Origin of the sequence: Clostridium sp. 1001271st1 H5, assembly GCF_005845215.1 — a bacterium.
Lineage (GTDB): Bacteria > Bacillota > Clostridia > Lachnospirales > Lachnospiraceae > Enterocloster.
Map to the genome: position 1 here is coordinate 181,125 of NZ_SPHO01000009.1, position 12,828 is coordinate 193,952.

Annotated in this window: 13 protein-coding genes and 1 pseudogene; 3 read left to right on the forward strand and 11 right to left on the reverse strand. The window is 48.2% G+C overall.

What is annotated here, in order from left to right; all coding sequences use genetic code 11:
- Positions 1 to 4 precede the first annotated feature (4 nt).
- Positions 5 to 463, forward strand: coding sequence for a MarR family transcriptional regulator (locus tag FGS84_RS15450; RefSeq protein ID WP_138309433.1), 459 nt, complete (start codon positions 5 to 7; stop codon positions 461 to 463).
- Between the two features lie 111 nt (positions 464 to 574).
- Here FGS84_RS15450 and FGS84_RS15455 read toward each other — a convergent pair whose 3' ends face one another.
- From FGS84_RS15455 to FGS84_RS15490, 8 genes are all read right to left on the reverse strand, one after another.
- Positions 575 to 1,474, reverse strand: a complete 900-nt coding sequence (locus FGS84_RS15455) for a D-isomer specific 2-hydroxyacid dehydrogenase family protein (RefSeq protein WP_138309434.1) — start codon at positions 1,472 to 1,474, stop codon at positions 575 to 577.
- Between the two features lie 12 nt (positions 1,475 to 1,486).
- Complete coding sequence (locus FGS84_RS15460; protein ID WP_138309435.1) at positions 1,487 to 2,272, reverse strand: aspartate dehydrogenase domain-containing protein; 786 nt, start codon at positions 2,270 to 2,272, stop codon at positions 1,487 to 1,489.
- Positions 2,273 to 2,575: 303 nt separating this feature from the next.
- The gene (locus tag FGS84_RS15465) at positions 2,576 to 3,766 is read right to left on the reverse strand and encodes a coenzyme F420-0:L-glutamate ligase (protein WP_138309436.1); all 1,191 of its coding nucleotides are present in this window, start codon (positions 3,764 to 3,766) and stop codon (positions 2,576 to 2,578) included.
- A gap of 327 nt (positions 3,767 to 4,093) precedes the next feature.
- Complete coding sequence (locus tag FGS84_RS15470) at positions 4,094 to 4,432, reverse strand: TfoX/Sxy family protein (RefSeq protein ID WP_138309437.1); 339 nt, start codon at positions 4,430 to 4,432, stop codon at positions 4,094 to 4,096.
- Positions 4,433 to 4,463: 31 nt separating this feature from the next.
- A complete protein-coding gene (locus tag FGS84_RS15475; protein WP_138309438.1) occupies positions 4,464 to 4,754 on the reverse strand; it encodes a DUF3795 domain-containing protein in 291 nt (96 codons plus the stop codon).
- A 229-nt stretch (positions 4,755 to 4,983) separates the two neighbouring features.
- Positions 4,984 to 5,889, reverse strand: a complete 906-nt coding sequence (locus tag FGS84_RS15480; protein ID WP_138309439.1) for a YafY family protein — start codon at positions 5,887 to 5,889, stop codon at positions 4,984 to 4,986.
- A 46-nt stretch (positions 5,890 to 5,935) separates the two neighbouring features.
- The gene (locus FGS84_RS15485; RefSeq protein ID WP_138309440.1) at positions 5,936 to 6,352 is read right to left on the reverse strand and encodes a YjdF family protein; all 417 of its coding nucleotides are present in this window, start codon (positions 6,350 to 6,352) and stop codon (positions 5,936 to 5,938) included.
- 269 nt (positions 6,353 to 6,621) lie between these two features.
- Positions 6,622 to 7,449, reverse strand: a complete 828-nt coding sequence (locus tag FGS84_RS15490) for a Dam family site-specific DNA-(adenine-N6)-methyltransferase (RefSeq protein WP_138309441.1) — start codon at positions 7,447 to 7,449, stop codon at positions 6,622 to 6,624.
- 268 nt (positions 7,450 to 7,717) lie between these two features.
- On the opposite strand from FGS84_RS15490, the gene FGS84_RS15495 reads away from it, so the two are divergent.
- The gene (locus FGS84_RS15495; RefSeq protein WP_138309442.1) at positions 7,718 to 8,530 is read left to right on the forward strand and encodes a DUF305 domain-containing protein; all 813 of its coding nucleotides are present in this window, start codon (positions 7,718 to 7,720) and stop codon (positions 8,528 to 8,530) included.
- Positions 8,531 to 8,832: 302 nt separating this feature from the next.
- The gene (locus tag FGS84_RS15500) at positions 8,833 to 10,128 is read left to right on the forward strand and encodes an MATE family efflux transporter (protein ID WP_138309443.1); all 1,296 of its coding nucleotides are present in this window, start codon (positions 8,833 to 8,835) and stop codon (positions 10,126 to 10,128) included.
- 135 nt (positions 10,129 to 10,263) lie between these two features.
- Here the strand turns inward: FGS84_RS15500 and FGS84_RS15505 are convergent, their stop codons facing one another.
- The 3 genes and pseudogenes from FGS84_RS15505 to FGS84_RS15510 all read right to left on the reverse strand — a co-directional run.
- Positions 10,264 to 11,259: a spore photoproduct lyase family protein gene (locus FGS84_RS15505; RefSeq protein ID WP_138309444.1), complete on the reverse strand. Its 996-nt coding sequence runs from the start codon at positions 11,257 to 11,259 to the stop codon at positions 10,264 to 10,266.
- A 110-nt stretch (positions 11,260 to 11,369) separates the two neighbouring features.
- Positions 11,370 to 11,834, reverse strand: coding sequence for a cupin domain-containing protein (locus FGS84_RS30905; protein ID WP_171042647.1), 465 nt, complete (start codon positions 11,832 to 11,834; stop codon positions 11,370 to 11,372).
- Between the two features lie 57 nt (positions 11,835 to 11,891).
- Positions 11,892 to 12,545, reverse strand: a pseudogene (locus tag FGS84_RS15510) (carboxymuconolactone decarboxylase family protein); the annotation flags it as partial.
- Between the last annotated feature and the right edge of the window lie 283 nt (positions 12,546 to 12,828).

The following is a 12,828-nucleotide window of genomic DNA, read 5'->3' on the forward strand; positions in this document are numbered from 1 at the left end:
AACCATGATAAAACACGAGCAGGTACGCCGCCTCCTGGTGAGGGCGGAGAGAGCGAGGAAGCATCTGATGCAGCCCCATTTTACCCGGATTGGCCTCACCTTCGGCCAGGGCCATGCCCGCATCCTGGATGTACTTATGACCCGGGACCATATAACCCAGAAGGAACTGTCAGACCTTTGCCATATGGATGTGACCACCATGTCCCGTTCCCTGGACCGCCTGGAGGAATCCGGCTACCTGGTCAGGGAAAAGGACCCGGGATGCCGCAGGTCCTATCTGATTTGCCTCACCAAAGAAGGGTTCGCAGAAGCTCAGAAGGTACGGCAGGTGCTTAAAATGGTGGATGATGTTATCTGGGAAGGATTGGAGCAGGATGAGATGGAAGCATTCTGCGCTGTTATGGAAAAGATATGTGAAAATCTGGAACAGTGTGATTTTAAATTTGATGAAAAGGAAACGTAAGGAAAAACCGCCCTGCCGGAATAGGATACACTCCGTCGGGGCGGTTTTGTCCGCTGCTCCATTCTAATGCTGTCTCTTTTTACTGCTGTCTCTTTCTACTGCTGCCCCATCTTACTGCCGGGCCAAATATGTACGGATATTATCCAGCACCTTTTCACTGAGCAAATCAAAGGCCTGTTTTGTCCTTCCGGCAGAGATATGGGCACAGAATACGCCCGGATGGCGAATCAGCTCACCGGTGCTGTCTCCCAGTGCGCCTTCTGTATCACAGATAAAATAATTATTTCCCTGGTTCAGCCATGCCTTTAGGGCCGGAATCTCAAATGCAGGTCCAATGGATGTATTAAAAAGGATTTTTCCCTGTCCCAGCTGTTTGAATTCCTTCTCATGAAGCAGAATCACATTCTTATTCAGGCAGGCAAAAACCACTTCGCTGCCAGCCAGCAGTTCCTCTAACGGACGGTAAGTCATGCCCTGTTCTTCCCTGTCCTGCTTCCTGGAACGGCTGTAGTAGGACACATCTGCACCCATGAACTTCATTGCGTCTGCTATCATTCCTCCTGATACGCCCATTCCAATGATGCCCACCTTCAAATCCGTGATTTCAAGGGGCATGTCACGAAACATGGGACGGTCAAAGCCGTGAAGGAAACGCACCAGTTCACTGAGCACATATTCCACCACTCCCCTGTCCCCGTAATCCCTGATTCCAAGAACCGTAATACCCCGTTCCCTGGCACAGGCAATGTCCACATTGGCGCTTTCCTCAGAATAAAGGCTGCAGCACATTCCAATGTAGCGGATGGAGGGACAGCTTTCAATCACATAACGGCTGATTTTGGATGTGTAGCTCACCAGCACTGCATCTGCATCCCCGATACGCCGGATGATTTCCTCATCACCAGCCGGCACGTCCTCATATAATGTTATCTCCCCTGCATACCGGTGCAGCTCCTCCTGGGCCTGAGGCACCAGGCTCACAGGCTCAATTGCCACTAATTTCTTAAACATGTCCGTTTCCTCCTAAAATACGATTGGTGATACAATGTTCTGCAAAACTGCCACCACGCTCCAGCCCGCAATGGCGCTGGTACTGGAATAAATATCCACAACTGCCTTCACGCCTTCTATTTCGGATGTGATTTTGTGGTCATCCCCAACCATGCCCGGCACACTGTATATATCCACCCGGGTGTTCTCCGGACCCACGGTTGCCAGAGAGGACGCCACCGCCACATTTACCTTGGTGGGCAGCAGGGAAATGGCCTCCTTTGCATTGCCGTGAAATACCCGGCTTTCCTCCCCGTCCTCCATCAGACGCTCCTCAAAAAGGGGAGTGCCCTTTAAAGAGGCCGGACCTTTTTTGGTCCTGATGCCGGCCTCTGCCTGCCCCATCAGGGATATGGTCCGCAGCACGTCAAATCCGCCCACTGCACCGGATGCAATATACACCCTGGTTTTGTGACTGGAAGCCGTGGTCTTCACCAGTTCATAAAACGCATTATCTGCAAATGCTCCAATGGACAGCACAATCATGCTGGCCCCGGAAGCCAGAATCTTCACCCCATAGTCCTTTACAGACTGGACAGACGCAGCCTCCGCAACATAGTCGGGAGACAGCGCCAGAAGCTCATCGATGGTACCGCATGCCTGACACCCGCATTTTCCCGCCAGCAGCTCTGTCTTTTCCCTGGTCCTGCCCAGGACTCCCACCAGTTCGTATTCGTCCAGCATTCCTTTCAGGCTGGCTTCCACAATAATATCAGCCAGATAGCCGTTGCCCAGAATACCCAGTTTGAATTTTCCCATTATAACCTCCATCTGACAGGCCGTGTATGCCTGTGTATTTATGTTCTGCATCCTGTCTATTATCCCACAGCGGGGAGGTTTTTTCAATTGGAGATTTTACAGGGGAATCTGGAATAAAAATCAAAGGCTGAATGCTTAAAATGCCTTCAGCCCCCAACTTTATCACTGACGTCTGGATTGTACCCAAGCCCAGCTATGCATATAGGTTCCAGGTCAGGACGGATACCGCCTGATGACATGGCCCCGATGGCGCGGCCCTCTGCCTGCAGCATCCGTGTCGCCGGCTTTCACCGGAATATATGCTTAGTTTGTATAGTTGTCAAAGTAGCCCTGAACCAGAATAACCGGTGTTCCTTTATCACCGGAACCGCTGGTAAGGTCGCAGAGAGAGCCAATCAGGTCGGTCAGCCTTCTTGGCGTTGTTCCCTGGGACGCCATGTCGCCTACCAGGTCGGATTTCTTCTCCTTGATTCGCTGGGAAATAGCATTCTTTAATGCCTCTCCGGACAAATCCTTAAAATCATTATCAGCCAGATACTTTAGTTTTACTTCGTTTGGAGTGCCTTCCAGTCCTTCTGTATTGGCAACCGATACCACCGGGTCAGCCAGTTCCCAGATTTTCCCAACCGGGTCTTTAAATGCGCCGTCGCCGTATACCATGACCTCCACATGCTTTCCTGTACGGTCCAGAACCTTCTTCTGGATATCGGTCACCAAATCCATACAATCCCGCGGGAACAGCTTGATGGCATCCTCGGTTGACTTATTGGAGCCCAGGAGGCCGTATTTTTCATTGCAGCCGCTTCCGTCTACCGGAGCATTCAGGATATCATCCATACCGCATACCACCTCGGCGCCTGCCTCTTTTAAGATACGTTTGGTACGCATACGTGAATGGATATCACAGGTCAGAACACGCTTGGTATGGTTTAAGATTTCTCTTGGATTATTTGCAAATATCACCTCTGCCTCTGCGCCCTGCTCTTCAATCAGCTGACAGTAATAGGACACGTAGTCCACACCGGTAAAGGGATGCTTGTTCTCTCCAAAGAGTTCCCGGTAGCGCTTTAAATCTAATACATCGCTGTAAGGATTAATACCAGCCTCATCCACCTGGTCTAAGGATACCAGGGAATTTCCCACCTCATCGCTGGGATAGCTGAGCATCAGCACAACCTTCTTAGCTCCTCTGGCAATTCCCTTTAAGCAAATGGAAAAACGGTTTCTGGACAGAATCGGAAAAATGACGCCGATGGTCTCTCCGCCCAGTTTTGCCTTCACATCCCCTGCAATGGCATCAATGGAAGCGTAATTACCCTGAGCTCTGGCAACCACAGACTCTGTCACGGAAATAACATCCCTGTCCCTGATTTCAAAGCCTTCGCTTTCCGCTGCTTCCAAAACGCTGTTCACCACGATTTCGGCAAGATTATCCCCTTCACGGATAATGGGGCAGCGGATTCCTCTCGAGATTGTTCCTACTTTTCTTTCCATATGTATCTTCTCCTATATATTATAATTTTCGTCATACTATTTTATTATAGTATAAAATACAGGATTGGGGAAGTGTTTATTTTGCGGGTATATTGGTTACAGGTATAGGGTATATGTGTTGCAGGTATAGGGTATATTCGGCTGGGCTGTCTTTGGCTGGGGCAATTTATGGTTCGGCTGTGTATGCTGTGGTAATCTATGCTGCGGTAATCATTCATTATACTGTTATAAAAACAGCAGCCCAGGCATCACATCTTTCGTGCAATGATACCTGGGCTGCCGTCTTCTTCAGATACTCTTATTTAAATAACTTTCCCATTACCGAATTTATTCTGAGCGCTTTATTTTCTTTGGTTTTGGTGCGGATGGTTCCGGCAGCTGACTGCATGTTTCCAGGACCAGGGAGGACAGAAAATCCCTGTCATCCATCTCCTCCACCAGATACATTCCCGGACGGCCGCCGTGGGGCGCCATTGGTTCTGCCTCAGGAAGAAGCCTATGGCCGGCCTCTGTCATTTTTACGTAAAACTGGTTGTCCTCCACCGTACCAAAGAACTTCCCATCACACCAGAGTCCGTACTCGCCAAATAATTTTTTATAAGAAATGGTACCTGCACCGCTTAACTGTGCGGCTACATACCGGACATATTCCAGACTGGAAGCCATCTTGGTTCCTCCTTATATGATATGTACTCTGTCAATCCAGGGACCGGAGTATCTCCAGCATCTTCTTTAATCCCTCTGCATTTTCCTCCGGTGTCCTGGTTGGGTCCTGCTGATTATACCGATTACAGGGAAGCTCACTGCACCTGCCGCAGTGAGGCAGTTTCCTTTCCACTACACAGCACTGATATATACTGCACCTTTCCTCCCCTGTGTATTTCAGCCAGAATGGTTTTCCCTGAATCTCCGGGCATCCCTCGCATTCCTTTGGATAATAGGGACATTCATTGCAGATACATCCGCAGCATGTCACAATCCTCTCCATATTCCTTCCTCCTCGTTATGAGCACTTAGCTGCTGTCTTTTAGCAGCTTACGTGCGATACATGACATCTCCACTTGGTGAGGTCCTTCACGAACCTAGTGGAGGGGCTCGTTATGAGCACTTAGCTGCTGTCTTTTAGCAGCTTTCGTGCCATGTATGGCATGTTTTATGTACTCATTGTACCGCAGGAAACAGGACATCTGCCTGTCATGTTTAGACATTATTCCGGTTTATGTATATATTCCATGAATCCGGCGTCCTAACTCTGCCAGCTCTGACCGGAATTCACTGGGTTCTAATAGTTCAATCTGGTCACCAAGACTTAAAATCCAGCCAAACAGATTTTCCTTGTCTGAGTATCCGGCGGTAAACATATAATTGCCATCCGGCAGTTCCTCCAGGGTCTCCGGGCCAAATTCATCTACAATCCTCCATTTAATGGACGGTTTGCACCGGGCCTTTACCAGAAAATGAACAGGGAAGGGACGGTCCGCCTCATTTTCATAGGCCGGCAGGGTACGTCTCTCAAAAACTTCCTGACCGTCTTCCAAATCCACCATACGGTTCAGCTTAAACAGCCGGTAATCCTGGCGCAGCAGGCAGAATCCCCACACATACCAGGATGACCACTGGAATACCAGCAGATACGGCTCTATGGTACGGCTGGTTTCCCCCGTTGGTGAATAGTAGGTAAAATGTATTTGGCGGCATGCTTCTATGGAGTTCTGAATCAGGTGTATCTTAGGCGCCAGGGACTGTCGGTACCAGGATGAGAGATTGATAAGGATACTGCTGTCATTGCTTATGATATCCTGCTTTCCAAGCGCCAGCTTATCCATCAGCAGACGGTACCTGGCTGAGCCCGATACGCTGTCAAGGCTTCTGAGGCCTGCCAGGATTGCTTCCATTTCCCCCGAGGTAATGAGGGTACGGTCCATACGGTATCCCTCCATGATGGAAATTCCGCCTCCTGGCCCCCGGCTGGTGACAAGGGGGATTCCGGCCTTGCATATATCCTCTATGTCCCGGTTAATGGTCCTGCGGGATACCTCAAACTTTTCCGCGAGATAGGGGGCTGTTACCTTTTCCCGCTGGAGAAGGATGGACAGGATGCCGATGAGACGGTCTATTTTCATGGATGACAAACCTCACTTTCATGGTTTTAAAAACACAGAGGCAGTGTTACCTGCCCCTGTGCTTTTCTTTTTTCTTTTGCTGTTTCAGTTCAAACTGACGCCTGGCTTCTGCTTCCCTTTTCTCCCGGCTTACAACCTTCCTGTCAGTCTTCATCTGCTCCTGCTGCAGTTTCAGGGCCTGCTGGGATTTGGTTCCCATGCCTGAATCCTTAAGTTCCCTTCTGACCCGGCGTTTCATCCGCTTGGGGTTTTCATGGCTCTCCTTTACAGCAGCTGCCACAGCCGGACTAAACCGCAGACCGTAGTATTCTCTTGCAAGGAATTCGTGTACCTCATAATCCTTTGGCTCCGGGCCAAAGGTAATCTTGCACACAGCCATTTTCCCGCTGTCCACCCGTTCCATCACTCCAATCCAGAATGGGTCCTCAAAAAATACTCTCAGTACTACCGATACTTTGTCCATGACAATTCCTCCTTTGAAATGTGATGAACAAAGAACGGACGACCCAAGGAGGGAGGGTTACTTACATTCTCATGGTCCCTGCTTTTGAAACAGGGATGCGGGAATACGGCCGGACTACCTACCGGCTCTGCACCGGCCTGACGGTGGGTGCGTTGTGTTTTTATCTTTGTTTTTTTATTTTATCATATAATTGCACACTTTTCCAGAATTCTGTTTTCTCTCTTACAGGCCATCTTTTGTACGGTTTAGTGACGCATCACTTTCACATATTAATAATTTGTTATAATAATCTCCTTACCTACGCGATTCTTTGCATCAGAATTTATCATACGTCTTACATCAACTACTGTTTTATTAAAATCCGCATACAGTTCATTAATAAGCTCTGTATTATGATTTGTAAGCATACAATAACAGCCCCGTTTTGTAAGTTCTCTAAATACTACAGCCACACGTTTGTGACTTTCTATATCAAACCCTTCCTTAGTGTAAGAATTAAAGGACGTTGGATTCAAGGGAGCATAAGGGCTGTCAAGAAAAATAAAATCATCCTTTTTTGCCAATTCACAGGCATCCTGAAAATCACCGCTCTTAATACAGACCTTCTGCAGGCTCCTTGATACAGCCAAAATATTTTCTCTACTGCACGATTCTTTCACACTATTATTATATGGCACGTTAAACAAGCCACTTCCATTCACTCTATAAAGCCCATTAAAACAGTGTTTATTAAGAAATACAAATAAAACAGCCAGCTCCATATCATATTCTGCTCTCATCAATTTATCATTATAGAGCTCTCTGACCTTATAATAATACTCTTTTCCCGCATCTGCTATTTTTCTGTCATGCTCTGAAATAACATTGACAAATTCTTCTGGTGAAATTTGTATTTGGCGGTAAGCGTTAATCAATGACTCATTTATATCATTTATAATGGCTTTTTCCGGCTGCAATCCAAAATATACTGCACCACCACCGACAAATGGTTCCATATAGCCATTAAAATGTTTCGGCAGCCTTGCTTTTATCCGATCAAGTAATTGTCTTTTCCCGCCCGCCCATTTCACAAATGGCTGTGCATTGATTGATGTCATCGTGTTTCCTTTCACCAATAAAATCATTTACGATTCATTATAAGTTAAAGTCAAATAAAACACAACCTGCAACTGCTGACTTTCGGTACTCATTTTTAGAAAGCAAAAATATACGCCTGCGCGGATAGTAAAATATCAAATAATTTATACACTGATTCTTTTGTTAACCTCTATCATTACAACCCCAGAATATTTCCCAGAATTTAGCGGATACTAATCCATGTCAGATTGAACCCACCAGATTGAAGTATAAAAGGAGAACGAGATTATGAACAAAAATATGCGAACCTGGGTCATTGGCATCTGCGTGGCCCTGGTCATCATCGTGGCCGTGGCAGCTGCATTTGCCTCCAACAACCGCAATGGCTCTGATACCGGACAATCCTCTGAGAACCAGACGGAAAGCATTGAAAATTCCGCGTTATCACAATCAGATGCGGGAACCGGCTCCCAGGAACAGACCTCATCCGGCTCCGGCAATGTTTCGGACCACAGCGGACACAACGGACATATGAACCAATCCGGCGATGACCTGAGCCGTTACCTGACCGAACAGGATTCCATCATGATGAATATGATGGAGGATATGGTCATCCGTGAAAAATCAGGAAATGCTTCCCTGGACTTCCTTCGGGGCATGATTCCCCACCACGAGGCAGCCATTAAAATGTCTGAGAGTTATCTTAGCTATGAGGGAAAAAGTGATGAGCTAAAAACCATTGCCCAGGATATCATAACCGCCCAGAAGGATGAACTCAAGCAGATGAACGAACTGGTTAAATCATATGAAAAAGACGGAAAAAAGGACCAGACAAAGGAGGATGCTTATCTGGAGCAATACAGCAAAATGTTTGCCGATGACTCCATGTCCCACCACATGGACGCCTCCGGCGTGAACAGTCTGGACCAGGCATTTGCAGAGGGCATGATTATGCATCATCAGATGGCTGTGGATATGGCCAGGGATATTCTGGAATATACGGACTACGAAGAGATACGGACCATGGCCCAGAATATCATTGATGTGCAGGAGAAGGAAATTGCACAGATGGAGAAGATTGTGAAAGACCAGCAGGAGTAACATTCTCCAATTGACATCCACCCTCCCCCATGCTATAATCTCCCCATACAAATTCCAACCCATCCGTTATCCGGACACAGGCTGGATTTTTGCCGCCGGGTAAAAATATCAGCGTCAGGCTTTCTATCGTCAGGCCCAGGAGCAATACGAATCAGGAATCAGAACCAGGTTTTAAAACCAGGCAGCCAATTCCGCAATTCGCTCCAGAAGATAGAAAGTACTGGCGCTTTTTATGTTCCGTAAGATTCCGGCAGTCTTTCATGGGAACACCTAAAATCTACAGAAAATTTCAGGAGGTCACAATGCAGGACACATCGTGCTTAAAAGAGTTCACCAAATACACAGCATTAAACGTGCTGGGAATGATAGGCCTTTCCTGCTACATACTGGCAGACACTTTTTTCATAGCCAAGGGACTGGGGACCAGCGGTCTTGCAGCCCTGAACCTGGCCATTCCCATCTACAGCTTCATCCATGGAAGCGGACTCATGTTTGGAATCGGAGGCGCCACCAAATTCTCAATCAGCCGGAAATCCGGACTTTCGGACCAGATTTTTACAAACACCCTGTTCTTTGCGGGGATTCTGGCTGTCCTTTTCTTCCTGGCAGGCCTGTTTCTGTCCACACAGATTACAGTACTCCTGGGTGCGGACGGAGAGGTGGCAGAAATGACTCAGACCTATCTGAAAATGATACTGCTCTTCGCCCCGGCCTTTATGCTGGGTGATATCCTGGTATGTTTCGTAAGGAATGACGGAAATCCAAAGCTTTCCATGCTTGCCATGCTGGGCGGCAGCATGGCCAACATCCTGTTGGACTATGTCTTTATATTTCCGCTGGGCATGGGCATATTCGGCGCAGTATTGGCCACCGGGCTGGCGCCCCTAATCAGCATTGCCATCATGTCCGGCCACTGGATGAAAAAGAATAAGGGATTCCATCTCGCCAAAACAGCTATCCAGGGCAGGATGGCTCTTCTCATCCTGTCGCTGGGATTCCCCTCCCTCATCACGGAGGTGTCGTCCGGCATTGTCATTATCGTATTCAATATAATCATCCTGGGACTTAAGGGAAATGTGGGTGTGGCTGCTTACGGCGTCATTGCCAATCTGTCTCTTGTGGTCATATCCATTTTCACGGGCATTGCACAGGGAATCCAGCCATTAATCAGCAGTGCTTACGGCTGCGGTGATTCCGCCAGAAGCCGGGTAATGCTGCGGTATGGGCTCACCACGGCTGCTGTCGTCTCCCTGACGCTGTATGCTGTCATCTGTTACGGCGCAGCTCCCATAACAGCTGTATTTAACAGCGAACAAAACCACCAGCTGCAGGTCATAGCTGAGTATGGACTAAGACTGTATTTTACCGGAATACTGGCCGCAGGCGTCAATATCATCCTGTCCATCTTCTTTACCTCCACGGAACAGGCGGTTCCTGCCCATATCATTTCCCTGTTAAGAGGGCTGGTACTCATTATTCCCATGGCATTTGTCCTGTCCAGCCTTTGGGGCATGACCGGTGTCTGGCTGGCTTTTCCTGTAACAGAACTGGTTTCTGCGCTGTTAGGCGTTGGAATCCACAGGCATTCCTGCTCATAAGCGCTCCTTCCCATAACCCCTGCTGCTCATAAAAGTTCCTGCTCCCAATCCATTTCTGCCTCCGGATAACATTAGGGCAGCCTGGGCTCCGACCGTATGCCTGCCATCAGGCCGTCCAAAGAGTACATAAACATTTCAGCTTATATAGAGGATTGGCACATTCCCCAATATCCGCCGGATTTCCGCCCGCAGGTACATTTCGGCCTCTGTTCTGGACTCCGACCGGTAGCAGTACCTTCCCCTGCCTCTGCCTTTCATCTGCTCCCTGTCATACAGGTCCGGTGCATTGGGAAACGCTTCGCTGTTAATAGCCCGGTGGATATAGGAATAGGTCATTAAAATGACCTCCAGAAACATCCGGCTTTTCATTTTATCTGAAAGACCGTCCCTCAGTTCTTCCAGAAGTCCGGTATACATTTCCCTCCAGCCCTCCATTAATATGACAGGAGCTATCAGAAGTCCGCAGGGATAGCCTGCCTCACACATCCGGTTAACTGCTTCTATCCTCTGTTTTAAACCGGATGTGCCAAGCTCTATTTTACTGATAATGGGCTGGGGGTTGACACTCATGCGGAAAATCACCTTGCCTTGGTGGTCCAGGTCCAACAGAGGCTCCACCATATGGAACTTAGTTGGAAATGTAAGTTTTCCCATGCCTTCCTCTGCAAAACGCGGAATTGTATACAGTAGGTTTCCCGTTATGGTATTTTCCAGCACCAGGTCACTGTTGCTTCCAATCTCAAAGGTAAGGGGTTTATCACTGTTTTTCCCTTTCCTGATAATTCGGTCCAGCATCTGTTCCCTGTTTACAAACAGCCTGAGATAGGCGCATTTATTATAATTGCACACCAGATAGCAGTACAGGCACATGGCCGTACAGCCGGATGAGGTGTATGGGACCAGGTAGTCGGAAACCTTATGGTTTTCCACGTATTTGTGAGTCTTGCGTATGCCTGCAATGAGGTTGCGTTTCATGTGTCCGAACTGGCCATTGGGCTTTTCCTGCATTTCCCGGATGGAATTATGGCTCTCAATGGGAATCCAGGGAAGGTCCCTGTAGTCCTCCCTGAGCTGCCGGCCCAGAGGGTAGTCTAAGATAGCCGGCTCATAATAAACTGCGTCGAATTTCATGGCTGCGCCTTCCTTCTGATAAAATCATGAATAATATAATAATGGGTTTCAATGTCTTATTTTTACTATTTAACATTCCCCAAATCCATGAAGTTATCAATGGCAACGTTTTATGACTTGTTTGAAGCAGGCGTAGCAAAATCAAGTTGATTGTATGCCTCGTCCGTCACCGGTCCGCACCATTCATTTTCCGTATCCTCTCCCGGGACCTCCACTGCAATATGGCTGAACCATCTGTCGGATTTGGCTCCGTGCCAATGCTTTACCTCCGGTGGAATCGTAATTACCATCCCCGGTTCCAGGCTGACTGCGTCCTTTCCCTCCTCCTGGTACCATCCGCTTCCCGCTGTGCAGATTAACAGCTGGCCACCGCCTTTGGAAGCATGGTGGATATGCCAGTTATTCCGGCATCCAGGTTCAAAGGTAACATTTGCCAGGAACACAGCGCTCTCCCCCGGAACTGTCAGGGGATTCAGATAGGATTTTCCTATGAAATATTGGGCAAATCCAGTGTTTTCCTCCCCCTTTCCAAAGATATTCTCTTTGCTGAACGCAGCTTCATCGGAACGTTTCAATGTATGCTTCTCCTTTTCATTGTCTGCTTCTGCGGCCTTATTGATACATGCAATTGCGTTCAAACTGCGCGGATATCCTATATAGGGCAGACACTGGGATACCACCCTGATTAAAAAGTCCCTGTCATTTCCCAGGCCCATGTTTCCCGCGGCATGGCTGGTCAGCTGGGGGTCACATCCGCCCTGGGCTGCCAGAAAGCAGAAGGTAATCATTTCCCGCTCCCCAAGGTCCAGCCCCTTTCTGGTGTAATAGTCCCCGAAACAGTTGGCAGCCAGCCACCGGTTGATATGGCCCTTTTTCCAGAAATCCGCCATTCCTCCGCCGAATATATCCACCTGGACCAGGGACCCCTTTTCCAGACGGTCCTCCAGGGTCGTGGTGGCCTGGCCGGGAAGGGGAAGCGTTACTCCCCTGCCTTCCAGCACCTCATTCACAGCGGTCAGAAAGGGACGCATCCTTCCGATTCCCACATAATCCGCGGACTGGTATATAATTTCCTTTATCTTCACCGGTGTCAGTCCGTTATCCAGAGCCTCTGGCAGGATTTCACGAAACAGTTCCGCGGCCTGGCACCCGATTAAGGCAGCCAGGATTGCCATATACCGCACCGGCTCATCCAGATGCTGTCCGGGTTCCCTTGCAACTTCTTCTGCCATAAAATATTCCAGGCGTTCCATAAATTCCGGGTCTGTTTTATGTAAACTGTTCATATTATCTATCTCCTCCTTCTATTGTTTAATCGTGTCTGTTTTTATCAGACCGGGGCAAACCTTATGCCTTTGATACATTGATTGTAAAACAAAAATCCATGTGCATCCAATACTTATATTGCATTTTGCCTCATGCTTTTAAGGCATTTTCCTTTCCGGTTTTTCCGGCTTTTCCCGGCTTTCCCTGCCATTTTCCCTTGTTTCAACCAAAGTACTTCCAACAAAAAAGGAAACAGAACAGCTTAACAGCCGGCTCTGCTTCCTCCAATTTTATCCGTTACAG

What these genes read in the sequence shown, in the direction of transcription:
- FGS84_RS15450 (WP_138309433.1), top strand. Translation starts at nt 5, where the DNA reads ATGATAAAACACGAGCAGGTACGCCGCCTCCTGGTGAGGGCGGAGAGA.
- FGS84_RS15455 (WP_138309434.1), bottom strand. Translation starts at nt 1,474, where the DNA reads ATGTTTAAGAAATTAGTGGCAATTGAGCCTGTGAGCCTGGTGCCTCAG.
- FGS84_RS15460 (WP_138309435.1), bottom strand. Translation starts at nt 2,272, where the DNA reads ATGGGAAAATTCAAACTGGGTATTCTGGGCAACGGCTATCTGGCTGAT.
- FGS84_RS15465 (WP_138309436.1), bottom strand. Translation starts at nt 3,766, where the DNA reads ATGGAAAGAAAAGTAGGAACAATCTCGAGAGGAATCCGCTGCCCCATT.
- FGS84_RS15470 (WP_138309437.1), bottom strand. Translation starts at nt 4,432, where the DNA reads ATGGCTTCCAGTCTGGAATATGTCCGGTATGTAGCCGCACAGTTAAGC.
- FGS84_RS15475 (WP_138309438.1), bottom strand. Translation starts at nt 4,754, where the DNA reads ATGGAGAGGATTGTGACATGCTGCGGATGTATCTGCAATGAATGTCCC.
- FGS84_RS15480 (WP_138309439.1), bottom strand. Translation starts at nt 5,889, where the DNA reads ATGAAAATAGACCGTCTCATCGGCATCCTGTCCATCCTTCTCCAGCGG.
- FGS84_RS15485 (WP_138309440.1), bottom strand. Translation starts at nt 6,352, where the DNA reads ATGGACAAAGTATCGGTAGTACTGAGAGTATTTTTTGAGGACCCATTC.
- FGS84_RS15490 (WP_138309441.1), bottom strand. Translation starts at nt 7,449, where the DNA reads ATGACATCAATCAATGCACAGCCATTTGTGAAATGGGCGGGCGGGAAA.
- FGS84_RS15495 (WP_138309442.1), top strand. Translation starts at nt 7,718, where the DNA reads ATGAACAAAAATATGCGAACCTGGGTCATTGGCATCTGCGTGGCCCTG.
- FGS84_RS15500 (WP_138309443.1), top strand. Translation starts at nt 8,833, where the DNA reads ATGCAGGACACATCGTGCTTAAAAGAGTTCACCAAATACACAGCATTA.
- FGS84_RS15505 (WP_138309444.1), bottom strand. Translation starts at nt 11,259, where the DNA reads ATGAAATTCGACGCAGTTTATTATGAGCCGGCTATCTTAGACTACCCT.